The sequence below is a fragment of the Roseovarius sp. B-10 genome, assembly GCF_056859295.1.
Genome location: NZ_JBSXOE010000045.1, coordinates 18379 through 43757 on the forward strand (window position 1 = coordinate 18379; position 25379 = coordinate 43757).

The following is a 25379-nucleotide window of genomic DNA, read 5'->3' on the forward strand; positions in this document are numbered from 1 at the left end:
CCCTTGACAGGACACGAACAGATCCATGGCATTCAGCATTTCCGGCGCAAGCATCCAGAGGCCCGTGGCGGTCTGGCTCCTCATCCTTTTTTGTCTTTTCGGCGGGTATTGGGGGCTGAACACCGTGGGCCGCCTTGAAGACCCGAGTTTCACGCTCAAGACCGCGCTCGTGTTCGTGCCGTATCCCGGCGCGACAGCAGTCGAGGTCGAGGAAGAGGTCTCGGACGTCATCGAAAACGCGCTGCAGCAGATGAAGCAGCTTGACCGGGTCGAATCGAAGTCGATGCCGGGCATGGCGCAGATCACGGTCGAGATCGAGGGCACCTATGGCCCGGATGAGATTCCGCAAGTCTGGGACGAGATGCGGCTGCGCATCAGCGACGTGCAGGGCGACCTGCCCCAGGGCGCGCGCGCACCCATTGTCAACGACGATTTCGGCGATGTCTACGGCATGTTCTACGCGGTGAAAACCGAAGGTCTCAGCCCGCGCGAGGAGCGGGATCTGGCCACGCGATTACGGCTTGGGCTGGTGACCGTCGACGGCGTTGCGAAGGTTGAGGTTCAGGGCCTTACGGAAGAGACGATCACCCTCTCGATCCCGTCCGCGCGCCTGACGGAATTGGGCCTGCCGCCAAACCAGGTTCTGGGCGTGCTGAACGATGAAAACCTCGTTTTCAACAATGGCGAGATCACCGAGGGCCCCGCCCGCATCGGCCTGTCCGTTCCGCCGGGTTACGTGACCCCCGAGGGGATCGAACAATTACGGCTTGGCGCGGCCGGAGAGGTCGGACAGGTTGCGATCCGTGACATCGCCCGCGTCTCCCGCGACGAGGCGGAACAGCCGAGCCAGGTGATCCGCCACAATGGCACGGCAGCCTTCACCCTCGGGGTTTCGGCGTTGACGAACCGCAACGTGGTCGAAGTTGGTTCGGCGGTCGCGGCCCGGCTTGAGACGTTGAAGGCCGACTTGCCGGACAGCGTCGAGATCACGCCGATCTACGAACAGCACGTCGTCGTTGACGAGGCCGTCTCCAGCTTTCTCCTGAGCCTTGCGATGTCGGTCGCCATCGTTGTCGGGGCGCTGATGATCACAATGGGCTGGCGCGCCGGCCTGGTGGTCGGCGCGACGCTCGGGCTCACTGTGTTCGTCACGCTGTTCTTCATGTCGGTCTTCGGGATCGCGATGGAACGGATCAGCCTTGGTGCCCTGATCATCGCGATGGGGATGCTGGTCGACAACGCCATCGTGATCACCGAAGGAATGGTGATTGGCATGGCGCGCGGAAAGAGCGCGATAAAAGCTGCGGCCGAGACCGAAAGTTCCACGTCCATTCCGCTGCTTGGAGCCACCGTGATCGGGATCATGGCCTTTTCCGGGATCGGACTTTCGCCGGACTCGACCGGCGAGTTTCTGTTCTCGCTCTTCGCGGTGATCACCATCTCGCTGCTGATGAGCTGGATTCTGGCTGTTACGGTCACGCCCTATCTCGGCAAGTTGCTGCTCAAGACCCCAAAAAATACCTCGGACGATCCCTACAAGGGCGCGTTCTACGGGATCTATCGCGGGTTGCTCTGGCTCGTGCTGCGCGCGCGTGTGCTGGTTGTGCTAACAATCGTGGGAATCACGGTCTTGTCGGTGATGGCCTTCGGGCAGGTCAAGCAGGCCTTTTTCCCGGCGTCAAATACCCCGCTTTTCTATGTCGAATTCCAGATGCCGCAGGGAACCGACATCAACGTCACCGACCGTGAAATGAAACGGCTCGAGCAGTTGATCCTGTCTGAAGACAAGGTGACGGACGTGACGACCTTGGTAGGGCGCGGCGCGAGCCGATTCATGTTGACATACAACCCGGAGCAGGCAGATGCCAGCTATGGCCAGCTTATCGTTCGTGTGGCCGACGCCGAGGCGATCCCGGCTATGGCCAATCGATTGAATCGTGATCTGCCGGCCGAATTTCCCAACGCGCTCGTCCGGGTCGAAGAGCTCGTCTTTGGCCCACCCTCAGGTGCCGATGTGGCGGTCCGGTTCTCTGGTCCCGATCCGGTCGTTCTGCGCCAACTCGCCGACGATGCATTACGGATATACGAGGCCGCAGGCACAATTACCAACCCGCGCACCAATTGGCGCCAGCGCGAAATCCTTGTTGAGCCGATCGTCGATGAGTCGCGCATGCGGCTGGCCGGGGCCACGCGCAGCGCGATTGCTGATACCGTCCGCTACGGAACGTCGGGCTTGCGGGTCGGTGAATTGCGCGAAGGCGACGAGGTCATCCCGATCCACCTGCGGCTGCCCGCGACCGAACGGGACGGGGTTGACCGCGTTCGGGATCTGTCGGCCTGGTCCGATGGTGCTGGCACCTACGTTCCCATGGCCAACCTTGTGGAACGGTTCGAGCCGCGCCTCGTCGAGGCGCTGATTCACCGGCGCAACCGCGAACGCACCATTACTGCCCTTGGCGGTGCACGGGCGGATCTCACCGCCGATGAGGCCTTCAAAAGCGTGCGGGCCGAGATCGAGGCACTCCCGCGTCCCGACGCCTACAGCATGGAGTGGGGAGGCCAGTATGAAAGTTCAACCGACGCCCAGACCAGCCTTGGCAAACAGCTTCCCCTAGGCTTCCTTGTCATGCTGACAATCTCCATTCTCATGTTCAACAAGGTGCGCCAACCCCTCATCCTTTGGCTTGTCGTGCCAATGTCCGTGACGGGCATGGTGCTCGGGCTGCTTTTAACCGGCCTGCCTTTCACCTTCACTGCTCTGCTCGGCTTCCTGTCGCTGTCGGGAATGCTGATGAAGAACGCTATTGTTCTGGTCGAAGAGATCGACGTTCAGCGCGCAGAGGGTGTGGCGGATTACAAGGCAGTGATTGACGGTTCGGTCAGTCGTCTACGCCCTGTGGTGCTCGCCGCCGGCACGACGATCTTCGGCATGATACCGCTGCTGCCGGATGCGTTTTTCGCGTCTATGGCGGTGACGATAATGGGTGGCCTCGCGTTTGCCTCGGTGCTGACCCTTGTCGCCGTGCCGGTACTTTACGCACTTCTTTTCCGTATCCGTCCACCAAAAGAAGAAAGCACCGACTCGAAAACCGGAACAGCCTCTGGTTGAAGTGGTTCATGCTTCAAGTAGGTAGGGATCACCCTTGGAACAAAATGCCTTTGTAGAGTAGCGCCAGCTTCTAAATCGTGGCGAAGGCAGGCGATATTTTCTTTAGACCATCAACATTTCTTGCTTGCGCGAGGGTCAGCTACGCCCGGAAAAGAGAATGTTGCCGCAAAGCGGTCCGTTCGTTAAACGCAAAAGGCCCACCAGTGATGGCGGGCCTTCCGGTTGAATTCTCTGTATCAGTTCGCGCAGGCGCGGATGGCTTCGATGTCCGGCCCATTGGGTGACCGACCCAGATTGAAGGGGGCGGACGCATCGCGCCATTTGGCGTAATCGGCCAGATATTCGAGCTGGCTGAGATAGACCTTGGCCGAGGCGGGGTTTTCGCAGGCGGTCTCGATGATCACCTCATTGGCGAGTTCCTGCACGCGCGCCAAGGTCTCGTCGTCGTAGCGGGTGATCTCGATGCCAGCGTCCTTGAACTGCTGATAGGCCTCGGTGGCGCGCTTTTCGGTGAAGGAAAGCGACCAGATCAGATTGGCCTGAGCCGCGATTTTCAGATCCTCCTGCGTTTCAGGAGAGAGCGCATCCCACGAGGCCTTGTTGATCATCACGCCAAAGACCGAAGCCGATTGGTGCCAGCCCGGAGTGGCCCAGAACTTGGTCACCTGATGGAAGCCGCCTGAATAATCAACATTGGGGGTCGAGAATTCTGCGCCGTCGATCACGCCGCGTTCTAGCGACTGATAGATTTCGCCACCGGCCATGGAGACCTGATTGCCGCCGAGTTTTTCGAGCAGGCGACCCTGTTCCAGACCGGACAGGCGCAGGCGTTTGCCTTGCAGATCCTCAAGGGTCACGATGGGCTCATTGGTACGGAAACCGGATTCGTTGTTGGTCACGCCGTAGGGCAGGTAGACCATGCCGAATTTGCCGTAGATCTCGTTATAGAGATCGGCACCACCCCATTGTTCGATCCAGTTGACGTAGTCGATGGCGTTGAAGAGGCTGGCGGTGGTTGCCAAGGGGGAGAACGCCGAATCGCGGCCTGCCCAATAGCCCGGCCAATCCCCGCCAGCCTGAATGGTGCCAGATTCCACTGCGCCAAAGACTTCGCCTGCGGGCACAAGCGCGCCTCCCTCGAAGAACTCGATGGTCAACGCGTCGCCGGTCAGCTTGTTGGCGAGGTCGACGAAATGCTTGTCGATCTCGATCAGCTCCAGAGAGCTGGGCCATGTGGTTGTCATGGTCCAGCTTTCCTGCGCGGCAGATTGCGTCGCAATCCCTGCGGCCAGAGCGAGGCCGGTTACGAGAGTAATCTTCGTCAGCATGGGTAGTCTCCTTGTTTACTTGGTGTAGAGCGTCTCTGGTAGCCATGTGACCAGTTGCGGAAAGATGGCTACACCGAGGCACATGATCAGGATCAAGCCAATGAATGGCAACACCCCGATGATGATCTGTGAGGTTTTGACCGACTTGGGCGCGATAGCGCGCAAATAGAACAAGGCATAGCCAAAAGGCGGCGTCAGAAACGAGGTCTGCAACACCACCGACATGAGAACAACAAACCACAAGAGGCTGACATCCATCTCTTGCACGATGGGCAGAAAGATCGGGAACGAAAGCAAGACAATCCCCGTCCAGTCGAGGAAAGCGCCCAAAATGAACACGATGAACAGCATCATCGTAATGAGCATCCACGGCTCCATATCCATGCCCCGGATGATTTCCTGAGTGGCGCGCAACCCGCCGGTGATGTTGAACACGCCGGTAAAGGCGGTTGCTCCGATCACGATGAAGAGGATCATCGCCGAGGTGCGCCCGGTCTCCAGCATTGCGCCGTAGAAGTTGATCCATCTGAACTTGCCGCGAAAGATCACGATCAGCAGCGCCAGCATGGCCCCGATGGCAGAGGCCTCTGTTGCCGTGGCTATGCCCGCTAGGAGCGAGCCGAGGATGCCGAGGATCAGCACCAAGGGCGGTACGGCCTCAATCGCCAGCATCTTGAGCAGGGCGCTGCGGCTGACCTTTTCGTCCGACTCAACGGCGGGGGCCATATCGGGGCGCACGAAGGCCACGATCACAACCCAGACGGCGTAGAGCAGTCCGAGCAATATGCCGGGGATCATTGCACCGGCAAACAGTTCGCCCACCGAGAGCGGTGAGTAGCTGGCCATCAGGATGAGCATGATCGAGGGCGGAATGAGAATGCCGAGGCAGCCCGAGGCCGCGATGACGCCGGTGGTGAGCGTCGGGCTATAGCCATATTGCAGCATCGGGCGCAGGGCCATGACGCCCATCACGGTGATCGAGGCGCCGATGATGCCGGTGGTCGCCGCCAAGAGGATCGAGATGAACACGACCGCCAGTGCCAGACCGCCGCGCACATTGGACATCATCAGCCGGAGGGATTCGAACATTCGGTCGGTGACGCCGCTGTCCGAGAGAAACCGGGCCATCAGCACGAACAGTGGAATGGCAATCAGCGTGAAATTATCCAGCACATCGCCGAAGATGCGATTGATGACGATGCCCAGCACCATCGGCTTGCCCGCGATCAGCGCACCCAGAACGGCGGTGCCGCCCAGCACAAAGGCCAGCGGATGGCCCATGAAGAGGCCAAGCAGCAGCAGGCCGAACATGCACAGGGCGATGACTTCAGGCGTCACTGCGCACCTCCTGACGATTGAATACGAGTTTCAGAACCTCTGCGATCCCCTGCAACAAGAGCAGGGCCGCCGCCGCAGCCATCGCCATCTTGAGCGGATAGACGGGCAATTGCACCGAGCCATAGGTGGTTTCACCCTGCGCATAGGACCGCATCGCAAATTCATAGGAGCGGGTTGTGAACACCCAGGCGAAGGGAAAGAAGAAGATCAGATAGCCCAGAGCATCGACAATACGGGCCGGGGTCTCGGACAGATTGGCGGTCAGCAGATCCACCCGCACATGCGCCTGATGCCGCAGCGCATAGCCGCCGAGCAGCACAAAGTAGAAGCCGAACATCTGCTTTGTGACGTCAAACGCCCAGCGGGTCGGATCGTTGAGCACGTAACGCATGAATACGTCATAGATGATTAATGCCGCTAACACGATCGCCACCACAGAGACGATTCTGCCGACGGTTTCGTTAAGCCCGTCAATGGCGCGAATGATCATGGTTTCCTCCGCCAGTATGTGTCAGCATACTATCCGGACACGGGCAGGATACAAGGCGAGGAATTGAGAAGAAGAACTATTTTAGGATTGCAGAAAGACACGGTAACTACTCACGGTTCGTTAAGCCGGTGAGCGTCACTCGGCTCGCTTGACGTTTTCAAGCGGCTTCGGTGCAGGCGAGTCGGGCTTTTGTATTAAACATCGGGCTGAACGCTCCACGAAGATAGAAGCCATAGCTTCATATCCAAGCAACCAAAAGGGTAGGTAAAGCACCCAATCATCAAGATCTTGATCGTGCCTAAAATCACTTGGACCCGCTAATCGTAAGTGGCGGAATTCCCCGCCATCCAGTCTTGTACTCTCCGTGGATATCGAGCAAAAAATGGCATTTACCTGAGTCCAGCCGAACGGTTCTCCATCGGCGTATGCACTTGGCACCTTTACCGGCGGACAGGAACTGTCAGGCCTCTGTGGGCGGTTCGGAAATCATCGTCCTCAGGTTTGTCTGTACCAGCGCCGCTCTTCCAGAAAGTGCAAGTTGTGGGTCGAACGCACCGCCAGCGCATAGGGCTGACCACGATCCTCCAGCATGTGCGGGAACCCATAGTCCGAGCTATAGACCACATGGGTGAGGACAAAGGCGCTTGGCGCCCCCTCACCCAGCAGCTTTTCGGCCACGGTTCTGGTGCATACCGACATGGCCTCGCCGCATCTGGAAAACGCGGGCTCACCCGAACAGAAGGCGCGCTGGATGCCTTTGATCACCTCGGGCGAAAAGATCGCAGCCGTGGCCGTGACCGAACCGGGCGCCGGTTCCGATGTCGCGGGGATGCGCACGCGCGCGGTGCGCGACGGTTCGGACTGGGTGCTCAACGGCACCAAGATGTTCATCACCAACGGGGTGCATGGCGATCTGTATTTCGTTGGCGCGAAAACCGACCCCGACGCCAAGGGCTCGCGCGGGATCACCATATTCGCGGTTGAAAAGGGCACGCCCGGATTCTCGGTCGGCCGGGCCTTGAACAAGACCGGCTGGCTGTGCTCGGACACTGCCGAGCTGATCTTCGAGGATGTGCGCATCCCGGCCGAAAACGTGCTGGGCGAGGTCAACCGGGGCTTTTATTCGGTGATGAAGAACTTCCAGAACGAACGGATCGTGCTGGGCGCGATGGCCTGCTCCGAAGCGCAGACCGCGCTCGACATGACGGTGGATTACGTCAGGCAGCGCAAGGCCTTCGGCGGCGTGCTCTGGGACAAGCAGGCAGTGCGCCAGCGGCTGGCCGATTGCCAGACCCGGATCGAGGCCGGACGCCAGCTTACCTATCACGCGGCCAGGCTGGACGCGGCGGGCCGCGATTGCGTCAAGGAGGTCTCGATGGTCAAGGCCTATTGCGGCGAACTGGTGAACAGCGTGCTTTACGATTGCGTGCAGTTTCATGGCGGCATGGGCTACATGCGCGAAACGCCGGTGGAACGCATGTCGCGCGACGCCCGCGTTCAGGCCATAGGCGGGGGCGCCACCGAGGTCATGCTCGAAGAAGTCGCCAAACGGATGTGAGCCATCAACCCAGAAAATTCAACTGCCCTATTGGCGCTGATAGCGGACAGTTAATGGGAAGTTGTTCTTGTAGCTTTCCGTACACCCCACGAGTATATATATGCTGGTTCCAGGGCGTCTGTTACCGCACGAGTTACCGCAGAATTCACACCAGAGCGTCGCCGTCGTAGGGCTGCAAGGCTCGGATTTACGTCTAGCCTCCCTGCCTTGGCCCGCCGGATCATCTCGCGCATCAATCCGCCCGGATTGCGAACGGGATATGTGGGGTGATCTCGCCCCGCATCAACCAGAAGAAGGCAGAGCGCCAATCCGTGGTCGCCCAAGGTGCTCTGGCCTTCAAACCAGACTGACGGATGTATATCGAGCATGGGCAATAGCCGCCAGGCGGCCTCAATGATGTCGCGTTCCCTGAGCGGCGCGTTCTTTTGTTGGCGCGCGTCAAGCATCATGCGCAGCCCGTCACCTGCAATTGCGTAAAGGATCCCAGGCGTCAGAGTGGGAGGCGCGGGGCAGGGAAGTGATGGCGGCAATTCACTCTCTGCAACTTCTTCGCATCTTGCGGAGTTATCCACAGCAGAGGGCTCTTCTACATTTTGAATTTCTTCCTTGGTGTTCTGTGTAAAGGGCCGGAAGTTTTCCGCTGGTTCGCCGGAAGAAAGCCAATGTTTTTCAAACCAGTCATCGATACGGCTGCATAATTCGGAACTCGCCTGCAGATGGGCGGTAAGCCGGTCCAAACCAAGATGGCTCAACGCATCGCTGCGTGGCCAGCTTGCGAAACTGGCAAGAATATCTGTGACCTCCGGATCCTCAGTGGCCCAGGAGGGCAGGGCAGCGATGCACCGCTTCATTTGCCGCAGACGCAGTGATCGAAGATCCCTTAAAGCGCGCAAATGCTTCCGTTCCGCGCGGAGCCGGTCACGAAGGGCTATGAACTCCTCCAGGCGCGCGATCAGCGGCGTGAGGATCAAGCCGAGACCGGCGCGGCCATAGCGAGCCCCGTTCGCCGCGACGCGTTTGACGATCAGGCCGAGCCTTGCCAGCGCGGCCTCATCCGAGCGCAACTGGCGCGGCGTCTTGCCAAGTTCGACCGCTGCGAGGTCTTGCGCCCCAAAGAACACCGGTTCGCGGTGCGGGGAGATCCAGTCGGAGGCGCGGGTGCGCCCGATGATGTAGTTCAGCACCGCGAGGCGCGCCGGGCGCAGACCGATATGCGGGGCTATCTCCGAGAGAAGCGCCATTAAAGCGCCTTTGGTCCAGACGTCCGGCAAGGCCGGGTGGTTTCGAGTGGAGTTCATATCTTGTCCTTGTCAGTATGGGACAAGGCCGCAACAGGGCATTCGCATCCCGGCAAGAGATACGTTTTTTCTTTGCCTTGACCGTCGGGGCTGCTAGAACAGGGTCACAGTTTGAGTTGACCTATCGGAACGCCAATTCCGTTGCTCTTTGAGCCCCTCGCATGGTTGCCGCCTTGCGGGGGTTTCTCTTTTCTGGGGTGTCGAGTCCTTCTATGGGGTTTGGGATCAGTAATTGACCTGCTCAGAGCCGTAAGTGCCCTCGTGATCTTCCCAGTCGACAAAGACGGCACGGACCCGGATGCTCGGGCAGGTGGCCCCGAAACCTTCGTCGCCCTGGAAGGCTGGCGGTAGGTCGCCCGGGGAGGCGATCCGCCATCGAAACTGCCCCGTGCTGTCGTAAGAACCATGCCGGATCAGGTCCGTGCGTCGACAATGCTCACCTTCGCCAACCACCCCCTGGGACAAAGAAGCGTCAAACACATCAATGGAGCGGATGAAGGCAAAGGCGGACCCACTGACATCGATATCAGCACCATGTCCGACGGCCTGCGCGAGATGGAGCCCTTCCATCTGGGGGGCCGGGGAAACTGCTGGCCCGGGATTGACCCCCGCCAGCCTGTAAAGGCGCGCGACTGGGTCCGGCGTTTCAAGCGCCGCGCGCATCGGGCAGCGCCAGATCTGCAGTGGTGGCTCGACCGGCCAGGGTGTTATGCGGCGGATGAACTCCGCGCGCGCGCGGGCACAGGGAACCGACGCGGGCCAACCGCCTGCGAGGCACAACAGGATCGCACAGTCGATCTGGTAGCCTTGTGCGGCAACGGGTTTGGCAGCGAGCGGTGTGAGCCCGATCGCGATCATCGCGGCCGTTGACAGAAGCCGCCTCATGACAGAGCGCCGCCGCTAACCTGTTGTCGTATAATCAGACTTATGTTAATTGTGTCATAATTGCTGACATATTTTGCGCGTCGTTTCATTGGAACATCTCCTGGTAAGCGTCAAGCACAAGACGGACTTCGGCCTGCGCGGAAGCTGATGCTGCGGCGAGGCAATTCAGATAGGTTTGTGCCTCATCGAAGTAGGTGTTGAACGCGGCTCTGATGTCGTCGCCGTACTCGTTCAGGAGCGCAGGCGAGGCCGCCAGCTCCGGCCGCAACGGCAACACGCAGTCCATCGCCAGCGTCTCGGCATTTGCTGGGATCGCTAGGGCGATGAATGTGCTACATGCCAGCAACCGCGACATCTGGTGGTCTCCCGACAATCTGGGGGCGAATCGTGTGTCGGACCTATCACCGAAAAAATATCTTAATCAATCAAAAGATATCTATTGACCATATAAAGGGTTTTCCGCTACGTCGCCGCATATCTTGTGACATGCACTGTTTGAAGCGGTGCAAAAGCAGGTTACTTCCGTAGGAACTTCTTTCCTTCGGAGGCAAAATGGCAGGAACAAAATACCCCGTGATCCTAACATCGCACATGCAAGAGGCGATCGAGGGTGGGGCATGGATCGAGGTGGAATGCGTTGAAGCCCCGGAAAAGGGCGGCAACACGCATAGGGGTGGCTGGACGGTTTTCGTCTGCTCCAATGACGGTCAAGGCGGTGTGCACCGGTCGGTCTATGTGACCAACCGGGATCTTAAACCACGCGTCTTCAAGACCGCAGCAGGGCTCATGAGCTTCTGCCTGGAGCTCGACGCAAAGGTATTCAGCTGCCCTCTCCGAGAAGGTGAGAGAGGCACGTGGGAGTTTGAGACGACAAGGTATCCTACCAGCGGCTAGTCTCGTTCTCTGGGGGCTTTCAGGCCCTTCCACTTATGCACAATCCGTTATCGATCTCGATGCTCCAGACCGTGTTGGTCGACTGACCAGTAGCGTTCTCGACTTTGCAAGACCCCAACCCGAGCAAAGCGACGGTGTCGCACGCTCTGAGGTCGTCCCTCTTGATTCACCACGCCTGTCTCCGCCTCGGGTCCCATCGGGCCGCCCTGCGATCGAGACTATGATCCTTGATGTGGGGTCGGTTTACGTGGACCACCCGGCCCTGCGGAGGGCCGGGATGTCCTCTCGCGACTGGCTCGCATTTTTTCGCGCCAACATCGCTATTGAAAGCGCATTTGATCCAGGCGCGCGGTCGCATGTCGGCGCAATCGGGCTTGGGCAGTTGATGCCGGACACTGCGCGCGTGCTTGGCGTCGATCCGCATGATCCTGAGCAAAACCTGCATGGATCCGCCCGCTACTTGCTGACACAACTTGATCGTTTCGGCACGCCGCAGCTTGCGCTTGCAGCCTATAATGCCGGCCCCGAAGCCGTGGCGCGCCATGGCGGGATTCCCCCCTACCGCGAAACCCAAGGCCATGTCCGCAAGGTCATGGCCGTCTATGCCCAATCCATCGGAGACCAGATATGAAACGCATCGACTATACCCGGGCGGCATTGGCCGCGTTGCTGATAGTGGCCGCAGCCCCGGCGCTTGCACAGGACCTCAGCCCGGTCTCTGACATGATCGACAACATCATCGACGCGGTGACGGGTCCGATCGGTCGTGGCCTCGGCGTGCTCGCTCTCGTGGGATCGGGTGTCATGATGTTTTTCGGGCGTCTCAACTGGCCGATCTTCGTCGCCGTGTTTGTCGGCGTGGTGCTGATCTTTTCGGCCGAGACCATCATCGATGGCTTTGCGGCTCCTTGATCTGACAGGCCGCAGAGACCTCCATGCGCGACACACCACTCTTTCTGGGGCTGACCAAGCCGCCACGGATATTCGGTCTCCCGATCGGATATTTTGTGGCGCTGGTCTTCGCATCCGTGATCCCTTTCATTCTGGTTGACGACATGCGGTTCCTGCTGGTGTTCCTCGCGGGCTACCCACCGCTTTGGGTGGTCGCAGACCGCAATCCACATCTGTTCCAGATTTTGAACGTGGTGATGTCGCGCACACCGCGAACGAGTGTGCGATCCCGCGATGGGGGCGATCTCTATGTCGCGTGAGTTTCGGGGGTTGATTGCAAGCAACGCTGTTCGGGATGCACTTGGGGACAAGGTCTTGAAAGCCGAGCGTCTTGGGCGGCACTTACCTTACATTGCTGCGGTGCGAGACAATGTCATCCTGACGCGGCAGGGTGATCTGATGGCGTCGGTCACGCTTGGCGGGATCGACAGCTTCACCAGCGATGACACCCGGATCGATGAGATCAGTGAAGGCTTTGCCCGGATCGTCAGTCAGTTGGGCGAGCGTTTCGGTTTCCACATCAACAAGGTATCACGCCCGGATGTCGCGGACCTTGCTGCGCCTGACGGTATGCCTTTTGCAAATGCGGTAGACGCGGCGTGGCAGAGAAGCCTGCGCGCACGTGACCTGAAAGCCCGCACCTTGATGCTGACAGTATTGATGCGTCCGTCGATGCCGCAGGCATTCTCGAAGGTTCTGGGTGCCCTAGGCGGGGGCCGCGATTTCCAGAAAGACATCGATACGCGAATTGTTGCCCTGGAAGAGGCCATGACGCTGCTCATGGCGATGTATTCCGACGCAGGCGCAGCGCGCCTGACAGTCTCGAGCGGGGACTGGCTTGCAGTGTTGGCCGCGGTACACGGACAGAGCTACGGCAAGATCATCGCGGCCCCCGGGCAACTGTTGGCTGACACGATGAGCAATTTCGACGTCAGCTTTCAAGGCAAAACCATGCGGCTGGAAAGCGGCGACAGCGCACGATACGGCGCGATTTTCGGGATAAAATCCTATCCCAGTCGCACCTGGCCAACCATGCTTGACGCGTTGGAACTGCCCTATGACATTACGATCACCAACTCTTTCACGCCGCGGCGCGCCAATGAGATGGTTGAGCGCATTCAACGCACCTTTCGCCAGCGGGGTGCCTCCGAGGATGCTGGTGTCAGCCTGACAGAGCAATTGATCGAAGCCGCCGACGCCGTGGCATCCGGCCGGTCGACCTTTGGGACACACCATGCATCCGTGCAGGTCTTCTGTGACAGCGCCGAGGAACTGGAACAGGCAGCTTCCGAGATCTGGCGGGCGGGGCAAGAGACCGGTGCCGTTCTGGTAAGGGAATCCTGGGCCGCAAAGGCGCTTTATTTCGCGCAAGCGCCGGGAAACTGGGCCTACCGGATCCGTGACGGGATCGTTTCGTCGCACAATTTCGCGGAACTTGCAGCGTTTCACAAGACAAGGCCGGGGCGCGGACCCGAGGCCAGCCCATGGGGCAAGACGATCACGGCCTTCCCGACCGTGACCTCCAGCCTCTACCGGTTCAACTTTCACGAAGCGGGGCGCAGGACCGATGAGCCAAGCGTCGGGCACACGCTTGTTCTGGGCCGCACCGGATCCGGCAAGACACTCGGCACGGCTTTTCTCATGGCGCAGGCCCGCAGAGTGGGTGCGCGGGTCATCGTTTTCGACAAGGATCAGGGGTTGGAGATGGCGATCCGCGCTTTGGGTGGCAGCTACAGCGAAATCAAGGTGGGCCAGCCCACCGGCTTTAACCCGATGACCACGGAGACCGATGCGCGGGGGGCCGCCTGGCTGACAGATTGGCTCGGCGACATTCTGGCCCGTCACCGTCCATTTGAGACGGTCCAGACCGCAGCACTGAACGAGGCGGTTCGTCAGATTGCCGCTGCGGAGCCGGGCCTCAGAACCTTCGACGGTTTGGCAAGTCTCGTGGCCTCCACTGATGATGATGGCGACCTGGTGTCCCGCGTGCGGGAATGGACAGAAGTCGGCCGGTACGGTTGGCTTTTCTCAAGGCCTAGTGCCCAGGCGATAGCCATTGGCGAGGATGTCCTTGGTCTCGACATGACTGAACTTCTGGACCAGGACGCAGAACGCTCCGCCCTCCTCGCCTATCTCTTCCGCCGTATCGAGCGCGTGATCGAGGATCGCAGACCAACAATCATTGTGATCGACGAGGCGTGGAAGATGTTGGCTGACGATATCTTCGTCAAGCGTCTCCATGACTGGCTGGTTACCATGCGCAAGCGCAACTGCGTGGTGATGATGTTGACCCAGACACCGGGTCATCTGGACCAAAGTTCGGTCGGCCAGATCATCGCGGAAAGTGTGGCAACCCAGATCCTGTTTCCCAATCCACGGGCAAATCCAGAGGATTACAGCATCCTGCGCCTGAACGCGCGCGAGGCGGATTTTCTTTCCAGCCCGACAGCCGGATTGCGGCTGGCATTGATCCGTTCCGGCACCGACAGCGTGTTCGTCAATACCGATCTCGCAGGCTTGGGCGGTCTGGTTACTGTTCTTGGTGGCGGCAAGACCGGCGAGGAAAAGGCGCCTGCTGATTGGCGCAAGAAAGAAGAATTCTGGAAGGACATGATGTGAAAGCACGATTTTTTCTGTTGGTCGCCATGACGGTCCTGAGCGCTTGCGAAGGTGCATCAACAGGCGTGCGATCGCCCTGTTTTGAGCGGCCCGTTATGGCGTTCTCGGCCCCTGCTCCCGACCTTGTTTCACGGAATGCGCATTGTGATTTCCAGAGCTTCTAGAATGGCGATTCCGTTGGCCCTGGGTCTTGGCTCGCTTGCCTCCGCGCAGGGCGTGCCAGTGATCGATGGCTCCAACCTTGCCCGCGCTGTGTCTCGCGTCGAAGAGCTCGCACGCGACGCCTTGCGGCAGGGCCAGAAGCGCGACGCCCGCCAGGAACAAGCGGATATCTATCAAGAGCAGCTTGAAGCCTATGAGCGTTTCCTGGCGGAGACCACCGGTGTCACCGACCTGAGTGGGTTCGAGGCTGGTGGGCCTGGCTGGGCGAGCGCTGCAGAGACTTACCCAGCCCAGGAAGATCATCCTGACGCCGATCGCCTCTTCGGTGAGCCAAGCGACGTGGAGCGCATGATCATCACGGTGGCGCGGCGCTATGAGGGTCATCCCGGTGTTGCGGCCGCCGGTCTGACGCCGCTGACATGGCGTATCCTGTTTCAGTCACTGATCAAGCAGGAAAGTCGTTTCAACAATGCAGCCGTCTCCCACGTGGGTGCGCGCGGTTTTTGCCAGCTGATGCCGGGCACAGCATCGGATCTCGGTGTGAACCCGTATGATCCTTGGGAAAACCTGGACGGTGGCGCACGCTACATTCTCACGCAACTGAACCGCTTCGGTCGGATCGATCACGCTCTGGCGGCCTATAATGCAGGCCCCGGCCGTGTTCTCGAATATGGTGGTGTGCCTCCTTTCGAGGAAACCCAGACCTACGTCCGGCGCATCAACGGCTATTACAACGACTATCTTGGCACCATCACCGGCGTCGATATGACGGGGTCACTGGCGGGCTTCGATGGCGCTTCGGCCGCCTGGGGCAACTGGGCGGATGCCTCGGTCGGCTATAGCGCCTACATGGGCACCCAGATCGATCAGGCCATGACGAGGATCGCGGCGCTTTTGCGTGAAGATCCGCCCCGTAACGCAAAAGAGGCACTGGACCGCTCCACCTACATGCTTGCTGAACGGGCGCGGCTCATGGCGCTGACGCTGCGTCTGCGCGCGGCCCACGTGAAAGTCGAAGCGGCACAAGGTTTGACCGAGGCCGCCGATCACCTGGAGCAATCCACTTTCTGGAGGTATTCCGATGAGGGCTGACACCCGCCTTGCCGCAATTATTGTCGCGGGCACACTCATGGCGGCACACCTGCCCCCTGCCTTCGCTCAGGGTGTGCCTGTGATCGATGGATCGAACCTCGCGCAGAATATCGAGCAGCTGCAGGCCGCGCTGCGCGATGCGGAAAACCAGCTTCAGCAAATCGAGGAATTGCGTACCCAGATCGAGCGCCTCACTGATATTCAGGGCCTTCTTGATGACGTCCTGGGTTCAATTACCGGCCTGAATGAAATCGCAGCCCTCTACAACGATGTGGAGGACCTGCGTGCCCGCGCCCAGAAGATCACCGATCTATCGGGTTTCATGGACAGTCTGTCGCTCGGGGATTTTGATAGCCTGCTGGACGATCTGCTCGATGGCGACGTCACCATGGGAGAGCGCCGGGCCGCCGATGCCATGCGCGAGACGATGGCCAGTGCGGGGTTCACCTCAGAAAAACTCACCGAGCTGAACGACGCTGGGAACCCGCAAGGCGCTTCCATAGCCGATCTGGCGGCTGCCAATGCCATGGTTATCGGGCAAGCCCAAATTTCCTACGAGGAAGCCGCCCAGAGCATTGAGCGTATCGATGGGCTGGTGGAAGCGATTGGTGATCAGGAAACGCTCAAGGAATCGATCGATCTCAACACGCGTATGGCCGCGGAGACGAATTACATGCTGGGCCAGATGTGGCGCCTGAATGCCGCCCAAGGCTTAGCGCAGGGTCAAAATGGCATCGATTTCGCGGCCGAGCAGGCCCGCACCCGCTCCTTCTTTGATTATTCCGGCGCTGAGGATTGACCCTTGAATACATCACTCAAATTACTTGCAATTTTCTTCGCCCTCACAGGCAGTGCCTGGGCGGAAGACTTGCAAGACCTGCCAGACGATACGTTGCTCGGGGAGGTCGTCACTGCCACCGAAAACGGGGAGGAGGAACGCCTCCTCAAGCTGATGCGTGAGGTCCAGGCAAGAGGGCTTTTGATGTTCCCGAAGCCGCAAACCTGCACCTTCAGTTATCCGGACACTGAGTTTTTCGGCAACGAAATTTTCCGTGGAGCGGTTCGATGGGGCTTCGGCACCGACCTGAGAGAGCTTGCAATGTCGCAGGGCTTCTGCGGCTGCATCTATGATCTCGAGTCGCTCGATGCGTTTACGCAGGAACGGATTGGCAAAGCGGCGCAGGATGCAATTACCAGCGATTTCAGCGTCTTTCGCAAATACCGCCGTAGCGATTGGTCAGATGTAAACGAGCGCTATCAGATCTTTCAATTGGAGCGGTGTGGTAGTTAAGGATGGCCATAATCGCTGAGGTTCTGGCACTGGTAGATGCAACTGTCGCGGGCGTGGCAGCTGACACGTATGCTGAAACGGTTGCCGCAGTACGCCCGGTTGTACAGACCGCATCTGTGTTGGTGGTCGTTCTTGTAGGCGCAAATGTGGGTCTGCAAGCCGTGCCGCTCTCGGTTTCCACAATCGTGTCGGTGGGGCTGCGCATTGTCCTGGTCAATGTGTTTTTGATCTACGCAAACCTTTCTGTTCCGTACGAAGCGCTGACAAATGCTCCTGCTGAACTTGGTTCAGGTATTCTCAACTCCCTCTCAGGTGGTGATGTCACAAACCTTTATGACGGCATAGACGATCTCTATTCCCAAGCTCTGAATGTCGGACAGGCGATCAGCCAGAATGGCGGCTGGCTGGCCGGTGCCATGACCAGCGTGATCATGTTTCTTGTGGCCGCTGCCATGGCGACGATCACCATCATCGTTCTGTCGGCTGCCAAAATCATGTTGGCGGTATTGATCGCCATCGCACCTGTGGTCGTGGCTTGCACATTGTTCAAACAATCCGCGCCACTGTTCGAGGCCTGGGTCAAACTCGCCATCGGATTTGCCTTCGTGCCTCTATTCGTGGCTGCCATGGCTGGCTTCACCATAGCGACGGGTGAGGCCGTCGCACCTGATAGCCTCGACAGCGTCGAAACACTCGGGGACGCGATTTCGTTCGTCGTGGTGATGATGATCGGCGCCGGCCTGATGTTGCTCGTGCCAACTTTCGCGCAAGGGCTTGCCGCCACGAACATCGGCCTCGCCTCGATCGGTGCAAATGCCGCGCGGATGCCCGGGAACGCGTGGCGCAATACCGGTGCTGCGATCCGGGGCGGCGATGACATGCGACGGGGCTTCAACGCAGGACGTCAGGGACAGGGCGTCTCCGACAGATCGTCCAGCGCGGCCCGTGCCGGGAGCTATGCGGGCGGTGCGGTCAAGCTCGCCGGAAAGATGAAGAAGGGATAGTCATGAGTGGTTTCGATATCGATTTGGTGATGGGTCCGCGCCGGGCAGCGCGCGTCGCATGGATCGTTGCGGGCTGTTCCTGCGCCGTATCCGTGCTGTTGGCTCTGACCATTACGGTTATGTTGCCCCTGCGCGAAACCGAAGTGTTTACCGTCCTCGTCGACAGCACGTCGGGTGCAGCAGAACGCATCTACCAGGTTCAGCCGACCGGTATCACCGATGAGGAAGCGATCAAAGAATCCCTGCTTGTCAGCTATATCAGCGACCGCGAAAGCTATTTTAGGAACGGCATTCAAGAACGGCTCGAAAGTGTCCAGCGGCGCTCCAGCGGGTCAGCGCGCACCTCGCTGATAGAACTCTGGACCACGGGGTCCGAGAATTATCCCCCGCGCAGCTATGGCGCGAATGCGCAGGTCGATGTCCGCGTGCGGGCGATCACCTTCCTGGAAGACGAAGTGGCCCAGATCCGGTTCGACAAACGCCTCACCCGACCCAACCAGACCCCCGTCACGCAAACATTCATCGCCACCGTAGGGTTTGAGTTTGCCCCCCGCCGCGAACGCTCCCTGACACGCGTTTGGGAAAACCCCCTAGGCTTCTCGGTGACCGCTTACCGGGTCGATGCCGAAACACTGACACGAGAATAGTTCATGAAAACCGTCATAATTGCCATCGCAACGGTCGGCGGGTTGCTCGTAACGCCCGCCTTGGCCGAGCGCGCACCGGTCACCATGGGTCAGGACGCCCGCGTTCGCCACGTGACCTTCAACCCTACGGATGTGATCCGGATCGACACCCACCTTCGGGTAAACACGTCAATCGAACTCGGTCCCGGCGAACGGATCAATCAAGTCCTGATCGGTGACTCCGCGTCCTATGAAGTGGAGGTTCTGTCAAACCGCAATACGATCTCGATCAAGCCTGTCGAGGCACGGGCCGCGACAAACCTGACGATCTTTACCAACCGCCGCGCTGTCGCCTTCTATCTGACAGAGGGACGCTCGCGGACACAGTCTTTCCGGGTCGTCGTAAACTTTCCCGACGAGCGACCCGCCGGGCGCCAGCTTGCGGCTGGAGGCCGAGATACCGGCTATCAGTTCGCGGGCAGCGGTGCGATCCGCCCGACGAGGGTCTGGAATGATGGGCGCTCGACATTCTTTGAATTCCGGCCCGGCGTGCGGCCCTCGATCTTCGGCTTGAACGCCCAAGGCTACGAGATCACCCAGAACAGCCAGACGCAAGGTGCGGTCGTGCGGGTCACCGGCGTGCGGGACGCCTACACCATCCGCATGGGCGAAGATCATATCTGCATTACCCGGGAAACTGGTGGGTTCACGACCGAGGCTGCCGCCGTGGCCGCCCTGCGTGGACGGGAGTTCTGATCATGAGCGACGAGAAAACAGGGGGAAAGGAATACAGCTTCGCGCCCAAGCGGCGCGCATCTCTCGGGCTCAGGCTTGGTTTGGGTGCATTGCTTCTGGCAGGGACCGCCATCATTGCCTACCCGCTTGTGCAAGGCAGCGGCATCACTTCTGCCGTTGAAACATCGAAAGCCGACGACTTTCAGGATCAGGTCGACGGTGACGGGTTCGGCCGCATGACAACCGACGCGGAACCGACCGAACAAAGATCAGAGCCGAGATTCGATCCCGGACCAATCGAGGATGAACTCGCGGCGCAGCGCCAAGCCCTCGAGGAACAGAACGCCAAGCTTGCGAGCGACGTGGTCGCCCTACAAGCCCAGTTGGCAAGACTGGCCGAAGCCCCTGCCCCCGACAATTCCGCCGAGCTGGCCGAAGCGCTGCGCTCGGTCCAGGAACAGAACACGGCGCTCATCGCCCAGATGCAAAGCGAGATGGACACCCGGTTGGCAGAAGCCGATCTTGAAGCGCAAAAGCGTATCGCCGATGAGGTTGCCGCACGTGCGCGTGTTGCCGATGGCCGGATGGAGCAGTTGATGGAGCAAATGCTCGGACTGCAGCGCCAGAACGACGCCCTGCAACAGCAGATCGATGACGGAATGAATGATGCTCTACGCGCGCAAACCGAGAGGGATCAGCTCGCCGCCGAGGAAGCCGCGCGGCGGGCTGAACTGGACCGTCGGCGTGCCGAGGCGGCGGCGCTGCGCGACACACAAATCCGGTCCGAAGGGGTGATCTTTGATGCGGGCGGACAGACGGGCAGTCCGGCATCCGACCCCGAGAGGGGGCCCGCGCTCGGAGATGCGGCGGCGCGCGCCTTCGTGTTGGACGGTGCCCAGCCCGTTCAAGTCGCGACAGCGGAGGTAATCGCCAATCCTTCCAATACGGTTCTGCAGGGCACGCTCATTCAAGCGTCACTGGAAACCGCCATCGAATCCACATTGCCCGGACAGATTACCGCCATCGTGAACTACCCGGTCTGGAGTTTCGATCAGTCCCGCGTTCTCATTCCCGAAGGCTCCCGCCTCTTCGGGACCTACAATTCGAATGTCTCTTTGGGCCAGGCCCGCATTCTGGTTGGCTGGTCACGCATCGTCACACCCGAGGGGCAATCGGTTCAGCTCGCCGCATTTGGCGCGGACGATCAGGGCCGCTCGGCTTGCCCCATAATCGCGCATGACACGCATGTTCAATTCGTCCAGCAACGGCCGGATGGCGGCATTCAGCTCTGCCAGCGAGAAGAACCTGTGATTGCGCAACCGCGCGAGGATCCAGCGTTGGGCAACCTGAACGGCCACCTCGACCTTGGCTTTATCCTTGGGTTTGCGCACGCGCGCAGGCAGGATCGCCGTGCCGTAATGTTCCGCCATTTCGGCATAGGTCCGGTTCAAGCCGGGATCATATCGGTCTGCCTTGGTGACGGCTGACTTGAGATTGTCGGGCACAACGACCTGTGGCACGCCGCCCAGATAGGCGAACATTCCGACATGGGCCGCAATCCAGTCCTCAAGGCCTTCGCTGGCAATAGCCACAGCATAGGTATAGCTGGAAGCCCCCATCGCAGCGACAAACAGCTTGGCCTCGCTGACCTCACCCGTGGCCGGATCGACGATGTCGATCGTGTCACCCGCAAAATCGATAAATACCTTTTCACCGCCGACATGCGTTTGCCGCATGCTCGGTCGGACGCGCCCTTTCCACGCCTCAAAATGGGTGCAAAACCAGGTGTAACCAAACCCGTTGGGGTGCTGCGCACGATATTCCTGCCACAGCAACATGCGGGTCACGTTGCGACGGCGCAGCTCTTTATCGATCTCCGCCCAATCCGGAACCGGGCGGTCCGGGTCAGATACATCCGATGCGTTTGGAAACAACAACAACTCGAGGCTGTCGTCATCCAGACCGTCCGGCAGCGGCCACGCCAAGCCAGCGTCGCGCGCGCGGCGCAGGTAGGTCCCAACACTTCCTTTCCCAAGCCCCAGCGACGCCGCGATCGCACGTTCGCTCAGCCCTTGGGCAAATCTCAATCTCAATACGTCCCGAATGCGGCGCATGGTCAAACGTCCTGTCGGCATTCCAATCCTCCTGTTCTTCAGGAGGCGGAGTAACTTCAGTTCGTTGGCCAGTCCTGCCCATGATCGCGTGAAATCACTGCCCGCGATCGCGTGAAACAGGTGCCCGCCTTCCCGTGAAATCGCTGCCCGCGATCAGCTGAAATCAGTGCCCGCGATCCCGTGAAACACGCACGCCAGCCGCAGGCAGCTGTTTGAGCAGCTCGACAAGCCCGCTCTGAAGCCGCTGCCAGTGGCGCCTTATGTCTATGTCGAATGGAAGAAGTGCCGCGCCGGGCTCGATTACCACATCGCGATCGACGGGCATTATTACTCGGTGCCCCATCAATTGCTGAAGAAAGAGCTGTGGGCGCGCATCACCGCCCGGACGGTTGAAGTCTTCCATATCGGGCAGCGTGTCGCCTCCCATGTGCGCACCTCCGGCAACGGGCAGCATTCCACGCAGCGCGATCACATGCCCGCGCACCACAGGTTCCGCGAGGACTGGACGCCGCAGCGCATCCAAACCTGGGCCGCGCGCATCGGGCCGAACGTCGCCATCTTCGCCGAGGTCGTGATGCGCGACCGCAAGCACCCCGAACAGGGTTATCGCACCTGTTTGGGCGTGATCCGACTGGCCGACAAGTTCGGTCGGGACCGGCTTGATGCGGCTTGCAAAAGGGCGCTCGAAATCAATGCACGATCCTATTCGTCGGTCCAATCCATTCTGAAGAACGGGCTGGACAGCAAGCCCCGCACCCGCGCCACGGAGGAGCCTGCCATCACCCACACCAACATCCGTGGTGCCGATTACTTCCATTGAAAGGAACACAATGCTTGACCACCCAACCCTCGATCACCTGAAGGCGCTGCGGCTTGACGGTATGGCCGAAGCTTTTGCCGAACTACAGGCTCAGGATGCTGCTGGCGATCTCAGCCACGCCGAATGGCTTGGCTTGCTGGTCGACCGCGAAGTCGCCAGCCGCGAAACCAAGCGCTTCGAGGCCCGCATGCGCTCGGCCAGGCTGCGCCATGTGGGCGCCTGCCCGGAAGATGTCGATTACCGCGCCCGGCGCGGCCTCGACAAGGCGCTGTTCCAGAGCCTGCTCTCCGGCAAATGGATCACCGACAAGCGCAGCTTGATCATCACCGGCCCCTGTGGGGTCGGCAAGACCTGGCTTGGGTGTGCCCTGGCGCAGGCGGCCTGTCGCGATGGTGTCACCGTGATTTACAAACGGATGCCACGCCTGTTCGAAGACCTGGAACTGGCCCACGGTGATGGCCGCTTTCCCCGCCTGTTCCGCAGCATCACGAAAGCTCAGCTGCTCATTCTGGATGACTGGGGACCGGACCGGCTCACCGCCACACAACGCCGCGACCTGATGGAAATCGTCGAAGAGCGGTATGGCCGCGGCTCAATCATGATCACCAGCCAGTTGCCCATCAAGGCCTGGCACGACGTCATCGGCGAGCCGACGTTCGCGGACGCCATCCTCGACCGCATCGTTCACAACGCTTACCGCCTCGAACTCGAGGGCGCCTCCATGCGCAAAACCATCGCCAAAATGGATGACGAAACGCCTCAAACCTGATACCCGAAACACGCTGCCTCACGGCAACGCGTCACTGGTGGGCGGATACCCCGGAACAAGTGGGCGCATGTTGTCGGAATGGGTGGGCGCATGCTCCGGAATACGCAACCCCGCCAGTCAATGCAAGGATCTGCTTGAGCGACCGCACTTTCAGATTGGATTTTCTCTCCAGCGGCATGGCCGCAATCAAGGTCTGAATCATGTCCGAGAACTCAGCATCATCGCGCCAATTCGGCAGGTGGTGTTCATCAAGCCGACGGGCCAGTTGGACATCGCCGCGAATGGCATCGACGGCTTCGCTTACACCGTAGCAGACCAAAGATGCTTCCAGCTCGTTGCTCAGATACCTCAGGACATTGAGAAACCGGCGCTGTTCTCGGTGCGTGCCTGCCAGAAGGTTGTGAACTTCGTCGATCATGATCATCCGCAGCCCGAGGTCGCGCAAAAGACCCACGACACGAACTTCCAGCGAGGCAACACTCTGCGCCTTCAGACTCAACGTCGACGACGGGGCTCCGACGGCTGCGAGGATGTGCATATAGAACCGCCGCTCATCGGGTGCGGGTGGCGCCTGCAACAGAAGTAACGGGGTGTGAGTGACGCCAGACTCCGGATCATACTCCGGCGCATAGCGTCGCGACAGGTTGCGGGCGATCATTGTCTTGCCGATGCCGGACGTTCCATGCACCAGAAGGCCAGGCATGCGGGTCTGCCGCGGCATCTCAATCAGTCCCTGTAACCGGTCCAGCACTTGCTCTGCCCGGGGAAAGCCTATCCAGATGTCCGACTGAATGAGAGCGATACGGCCGTCATCTTCAGTTTCTGCCCTCAATTCACCAGCGCTCCACCTTAAACATCGGGCGCGATGTATCACCGGTGTCGACCGGTCGCAGCCCCTCGGATCCCCGATCATCGGCGGCCAGACCCTTCATTACAGTCCTTTCGCGGGATCGGCGTTCTGCCTTGGTCAGCGCGCGGCTTTCACCCTCAATTTGGCGTTGCTGCCGGATCAATTCGGCGAGGACCAATTCATTCGTGCCCACTTTCCCCATGGCCCGTGCCTTTTGCATGGCCTCGCGGTATTCCCAGAGCGACACCGGCGGGATTTCCAGGTTGCGGTACCGGGCCTCGACACATCTGCCGCCATCCAGTTCGACCCAGACGGCCGAGAGATCGCGGGGATCGTAGCGGACAACCACCTTTCCGTCCCGGCGACCAACATAACCCGCGAGGGCGTCGGACCAGTAACGCAGGTCGAACAGATGGATGCCGTCGCGCCGAACTTGTCGCTGCTCACTTGGCAGGAAACTCACCCGAAAGGCCTCCATATCGAAGGGGATGTCGCCGGACATTTCCCCTGCGAGCGCGTCCCACTTGGCAACGGGCGTGCAGTTGAGGCTTGAGTGAACGCTGTTGTTGTAACGGCAGATCTCGAGGGCGAACCACAAATCGAACTCTCGAAGGGTCATCGCCGCATTGGCTTCGGCATCGTAGCCGCCCTTGGCCGCAACTGACGACTGGGTGGTCCCCGGCAGAAGATGCACTGCGCCCATCATCGTGCCGATCAGCCGTTCGATATGCCCACCAAAATGAGGGCTTCCCGGAGGTCGGTAGACCAGGTTGATCCCCCATTCCGCACAAGCTGACTGAAAAGCCTGGGACCGGAAATCGCGGCCATTGTCGACATGGATGCTGCGCGGTTTGCCCTGGGCAGGCCACGGCACGGCGCACTCAAGGTCAGCCAGCAGTTCTGCTTTGGGGGCCACAGCATGCGTAAGACATAAGGCCACCGAAAGGCGAGATGGCGCTTCAAAGCTGACGTGGTATCCCGTCACCATGCGTGAGGTGATGTCGATCGCGAGGGTCACCCAAGGCCGGCCGATGGGTTTGCGCTCGAAACTGTCGACAAGGATGATGTCCGCCGGTGTGTGATCAATCTGAACAACGTCCAGCGGCCATTTCGCCGCGTTTTGCCCTGTCACCGGCGCGAAACGCTGCCGTGCCGCCTGCGCCCCCTCGCGCGCTTTCATGACTTCGCGCGCATCCATCGCATCGAGGCGGCGCTGAACTGTCCGGCGCGTCGGCTGTTGAAACCCCTGCTCACCGCAAGCACTGCGGATTTCGGCGACCACCCTCGCCAAGCTGGGACGCTCCCGGCGCAAGTAGTATCGCATAAGGTGATCTTCGATGATGGCTTCGACTTCGTCGGGCACCATGGCAGTTCCCGTTGGACGACCACGTTTTCGCGGAACAATCGCACTGGTTCGGCCGCCGCCTTCGGCAAGCCTCCGGATCC

At 60.0% G+C, this 25379-nt stretch carries 23 protein-coding genes and 2 pseudogenes; 15 read left to right on the forward strand and 10 right to left on the reverse strand.

Going from position 1 to position 25379, the window contains the following annotated elements; all coding sequences use genetic code 11:
* Positions 1 to 25: 25 nt before the first annotated feature.
* On the forward strand, positions 26 to 3109 hold the full coding sequence (locus AC13D8_RS20560) for an efflux RND transporter permease subunit (protein ID WP_037239679.1): 3084 nt from the start codon (positions 26 to 28) through the stop codon (positions 3107 to 3109).
* Positions 3110 to 3345: 236 nt separating this feature from the next.
* Here the strand turns inward: AC13D8_RS20560 and dctP are convergent, their stop codons facing one another.
* The 4 genes from dctP to AC13D8_RS20580 all read right to left on the reverse strand — a co-directional run bounded on the left by dctP (position 3346) and on the right by AC13D8_RS20580 (position 6964).
* The gene (dctP, locus tag AC13D8_RS20565; RefSeq protein WP_008282854.1) at positions 3346 to 4437 is read right to left on the reverse strand and encodes a TRAP transporter substrate-binding protein DctP; all 1092 of its coding nucleotides are present in this window, start codon (positions 4435 to 4437) and stop codon (positions 3346 to 3348) included.
* Positions 4438 to 4452: 15 nt separating this feature from the next.
* Positions 4453 to 5775, reverse strand: a complete 1323-nt coding sequence (locus AC13D8_RS20570; RefSeq protein ID WP_197060303.1) for a TRAP transporter large permease subunit — start codon at positions 5773 to 5775, stop codon at positions 4453 to 4455.
* Positions 5765 to 6265 carry a TRAP transporter small permease subunit gene (locus AC13D8_RS20575; RefSeq protein WP_482970365.1) on the reverse strand — a complete coding sequence of 167 codons (501 nt, stop codon included), beginning with the start codon at positions 6263 to 6265 and terminating at the stop codon, positions 5765 to 5767. Before AC13D8_RS20575 ends, AC13D8_RS20570 begins: the two co-directional genes overlap by 11 nt.
* 495 nt (positions 6266 to 6760) lie before the next feature.
* On the reverse strand, positions 6761 to 6964 hold the full coding sequence (locus tag AC13D8_RS20580; RefSeq protein WP_482970366.1) for a hypothetical protein: 204 nt from the start codon (positions 6962 to 6964) through the stop codon (positions 6761 to 6763).
* A gap of 52 nt (positions 6965 to 7016) precedes the next feature.
* Between AC13D8_RS20580 and AC13D8_RS20585 the strand changes: the two genes are divergently transcribed.
* Positions 7017 to 7823: an acyl-CoA dehydrogenase family protein gene (locus AC13D8_RS20585; protein WP_482970398.1), complete on the forward strand. Its 807-nt coding sequence runs from the start codon at positions 7017 to 7019 to the stop codon at positions 7821 to 7823.
* A 50-nt stretch (positions 7824 to 7873) separates the two neighbouring features.
* Here the strand turns inward: AC13D8_RS20585 and repC are convergent, their stop codons facing one another.
* The 3 genes from repC to AC13D8_RS20600 form a co-directional block, all read right to left on the reverse strand.
* On the reverse strand, positions 7874 to 9121 hold the full coding sequence (repC, locus tag AC13D8_RS20590; protein WP_348409308.1) for a replication initiation protein RepC: 1248 nt from the start codon (positions 9119 to 9121) through the stop codon (positions 7874 to 7876).
* Positions 9122 to 9346: 225 nt separating this feature from the next.
* Positions 9347 to 9979, reverse strand: a complete 633-nt coding sequence (locus AC13D8_RS20595; protein ID WP_482970367.1) for a hypothetical protein — start codon at positions 9977 to 9979, stop codon at positions 9347 to 9349.
* A gap of 112 nt (positions 9980 to 10091) precedes the next feature.
* Positions 10092 to 10361 (reverse strand): hypothetical protein, encoded by a 270-nt coding sequence (locus tag AC13D8_RS20600; RefSeq protein WP_416551695.1) that lies wholly within the window; start codon positions 10359 to 10361, stop codon positions 10092 to 10094.
* Positions 10362 to 10982: 621 nt separating this feature from the next.
* On the opposite strand from AC13D8_RS20600, the gene AC13D8_RS20605 reads away from it, so the two are divergent.
* From AC13D8_RS20605 to AC13D8_RS20655, 11 genes and pseudogenes are all read left to right on the forward strand, one after another.
* Positions 10983 to 11531 (forward strand): lytic transglycosylase domain-containing protein, encoded by a 549-nt coding sequence (locus tag AC13D8_RS20605; protein WP_375342699.1) that lies wholly within the window; start codon positions 10983 to 10985, stop codon positions 11529 to 11531.
* A complete protein-coding gene (locus tag AC13D8_RS20610; protein WP_037239483.1) occupies positions 11528 to 11812 on the forward strand; it encodes a TrbC/VirB2 family protein in 285 nt (94 codons plus the stop codon). The genes AC13D8_RS20605 and AC13D8_RS20610 overlap by 4 nt, the downstream gene beginning before the upstream one ends.
* A gap of 23 nt (positions 11813 to 11835) precedes the next feature.
* Positions 11836 to 12111 carry a VirB3 family type IV secretion system protein gene (locus tag AC13D8_RS20615; protein ID WP_446192914.1) on the forward strand — a complete coding sequence of 92 codons (276 nt, stop codon included), beginning with the start codon at positions 11836 to 11838 and terminating at the stop codon, positions 12109 to 12111.
* 55 nt (positions 12112 to 12166) lie between these two features.
* Positions 12167 to 14470 (forward strand): VirB4 family type IV secretion/conjugal transfer ATPase, encoded by a 2304-nt coding sequence (locus AC13D8_RS20620; protein WP_482970368.1) that lies wholly within the window; start codon positions 12167 to 12169, stop codon positions 14468 to 14470.
* Positions 14471 to 14635: 165 nt separating this feature from the next.
* Positions 14636 to 15724, forward strand: a complete 1089-nt coding sequence (locus tag AC13D8_RS20625) for a lytic transglycosylase domain-containing protein (RefSeq protein WP_482970369.1) — start codon at positions 14636 to 14638, stop codon at positions 15722 to 15724.
* Positions 15714 to 16523: a type IV secretion system protein gene (locus AC13D8_RS20630; RefSeq protein ID WP_416616990.1), complete on the forward strand. Its 810-nt coding sequence runs from the start codon at positions 15714 to 15716 to the stop codon at positions 16521 to 16523. The genes AC13D8_RS20625 and AC13D8_RS20630 overlap by 11 nt, the downstream gene beginning before the upstream one ends.
* A gap of 3 nt (positions 16524 to 16526) precedes the next feature.
* Positions 16527 to 17015, forward strand: coding sequence for a hypothetical protein (locus AC13D8_RS20635; protein ID WP_416616989.1), 489 nt, complete (start codon positions 16527 to 16529; stop codon positions 17013 to 17015).
* Positions 17016 to 17017: 2 nt separating this feature from the next.
* A complete protein-coding gene (locus AC13D8_RS20640) occupies positions 17018 to 18019 on the forward strand; it encodes a TrbL/VirB6 family protein (RefSeq protein ID WP_458296347.1) in 1002 nt (333 codons plus the stop codon).
* A 2-nt stretch (positions 18020 to 18021) separates the two neighbouring features.
* The gene (locus tag AC13D8_RS20645; RefSeq protein ID WP_067296170.1) at positions 18022 to 18666 is read left to right on the forward strand and encodes a VirB8 family type IV secretion system protein; all 645 of its coding nucleotides are present in this window, start codon (positions 18022 to 18024) and stop codon (positions 18664 to 18666) included.
* A 3-nt stretch (positions 18667 to 18669) separates the two neighbouring features.
* Positions 18670 to 19401, forward strand: a complete 732-nt coding sequence (locus AC13D8_RS20650) for a TrbG/VirB9 family P-type conjugative transfer protein (RefSeq protein WP_067296172.1) — start codon at positions 18670 to 18672, stop codon at positions 19399 to 19401.
* A 638-nt stretch (positions 19402 to 20039) separates the two neighbouring features.
* Positions 20040 to 20540, forward strand: a pseudogene (locus AC13D8_RS20655) (TrbI/VirB10 family protein); the annotation flags it as partial.
* A 6-nt stretch (positions 20541 to 20546) separates the two neighbouring features.
* On the opposite strand, the pseudogene istA reads toward AC13D8_RS20655, so the two are convergent.
* Positions 20547 to 21515, reverse strand: a pseudogene (istA, locus tag AC13D8_RS20660) (IS21 family transposase); the annotation flags it as partial.
* A 229-nt stretch (positions 21516 to 21744) separates the two neighbouring features.
* On the opposite strand from istA, the gene AC13D8_RS20665 reads away from it, so the two are divergent.
* Together AC13D8_RS20665 and istB are read left to right on the forward strand one after the other, a co-directional pair.
* Positions 21745 to 22314, forward strand: a complete 570-nt coding sequence (locus tag AC13D8_RS20665) for a Mu transposase domain-containing protein (protein ID WP_482970370.1) — start codon at positions 21745 to 21747, stop codon at positions 22312 to 22314.
* A gap of 10 nt (positions 22315 to 22324) precedes the next feature.
* Positions 22325 to 23083: an IS21-like element helper ATPase IstB gene (gene istB / locus AC13D8_RS20670; protein WP_482970371.1), complete on the forward strand. Its 759-nt coding sequence runs from the start codon at positions 22325 to 22327 to the stop codon at positions 23081 to 23083.
* Between the two features lie 31 nt (positions 23084 to 23114).
* Here istB and AC13D8_RS20675 read toward each other — a convergent pair whose 3' ends face one another.
* Positions 23115 to 23957 (reverse strand): TniB family NTP-binding protein, encoded by an 843-nt coding sequence (locus AC13D8_RS20675; protein ID WP_482970372.1) that lies wholly within the window; start codon positions 23955 to 23957, stop codon positions 23115 to 23117.
* Positions 23917 to 25299: a Mu transposase C-terminal domain-containing protein gene (locus AC13D8_RS20680; RefSeq protein ID WP_482970373.1), complete on the reverse strand. Its 1383-nt coding sequence runs from the start codon at positions 25297 to 25299 to the stop codon at positions 23917 to 23919. Before AC13D8_RS20680 ends, AC13D8_RS20675 begins: the two co-directional genes overlap by 41 nt.
* Positions 25300 to 25379 lie beyond the last annotated feature (80 nt).

Coding starts and splice junctions, on each gene's coding strand:
- AC13D8_RS20580 (WP_482970366.1), bottom strand. CDS start 6,964: ATGTCGGTATGCACCAGAACCGTGGCCGAAAAGCTGCTGGGTGAGGGG.
- istB (WP_482970371.1), top strand. CDS start 22,325: ATGCTTGACCACCCAACCCTCGATCACCTGAAGGCGCTGCGGCTTGAC.
- AC13D8_RS20595 (WP_482970367.1), bottom strand. CDS start 9,979: ATGATCGCGATCGGGCTCACACCGCTCGCTGCCAAACCCGTTGCCGCA.
- AC13D8_RS20645 (WP_067296170.1), top strand. CDS start 18,022: ATGAGTGGTTTCGATATCGATTTGGTGATGGGTCCGCGCCGGGCAGCG.
- AC13D8_RS20680 (WP_482970373.1), bottom strand. CDS start 25,299: ATGGTGCCCGACGAAGTCGAAGCCATCATCGAAGATCACCTTATGCGA.
- AC13D8_RS20625 (WP_482970369.1), top strand. CDS start 14,636: ATGGCGATTCCGTTGGCCCTGGGTCTTGGCTCGCTTGCCTCCGCGCAG.
- AC13D8_RS20650 (WP_067296172.1), top strand. CDS start 18,670: ATGAAAACCGTCATAATTGCCATCGCAACGGTCGGCGGGTTGCTCGTA.
- AC13D8_RS20600 (WP_416551695.1), bottom strand. CDS start 10,361: ATGTCGCGGTTGCTGGCATGTAGCACATTCATCGCCCTAGCGATCCCA.
- AC13D8_RS20560 (WP_037239679.1), top strand. CDS start 26: ATGGCATTCAGCATTTCCGGCGCAAGCATCCAGAGGCCCGTGGCGGTC.
- repC (WP_348409308.1), bottom strand. CDS start 9,121: ATGAACTCCACTCGAAACCACCCGGCCTTGCCGGACGTCTGGACCAAA.
- AC13D8_RS20640 (WP_458296347.1), top strand. CDS start 17,018: ATGGCCATAATCGCTGAGGTTCTGGCACTGGTAGATGCAACTGTCGCG.
- AC13D8_RS20610 (WP_037239483.1), top strand. CDS start 11,528: ATGAAACGCATCGACTATACCCGGGCGGCATTGGCCGCGTTGCTGATA.
- AC13D8_RS20615 (WP_446192914.1), top strand. CDS start 11,836: ATGCGCGACACACCACTCTTTCTGGGGCTGACCAAGCCGCCACGGATA.
- AC13D8_RS20585 (WP_482970398.1), top strand. CDS start 7,017: ATGCCTTTGATCACCTCGGGCGAAAAGATCGCAGCCGTGGCCGTGACC.
- dctP (WP_008282854.1), bottom strand. CDS start 4,437: ATGCTGACGAAGATTACTCTCGTAACCGGCCTCGCTCTGGCCGCAGGG.
- AC13D8_RS20630 (WP_416616990.1), top strand. CDS start 15,714: ATGAGGGCTGACACCCGCCTTGCCGCAATTATTGTCGCGGGCACACTC.
- AC13D8_RS20575 (WP_482970365.1), bottom strand. CDS start 6,265: ATGATCATTCGCGCCATTGACGGGCTTAACGAAACCGTCGGCAGAATC.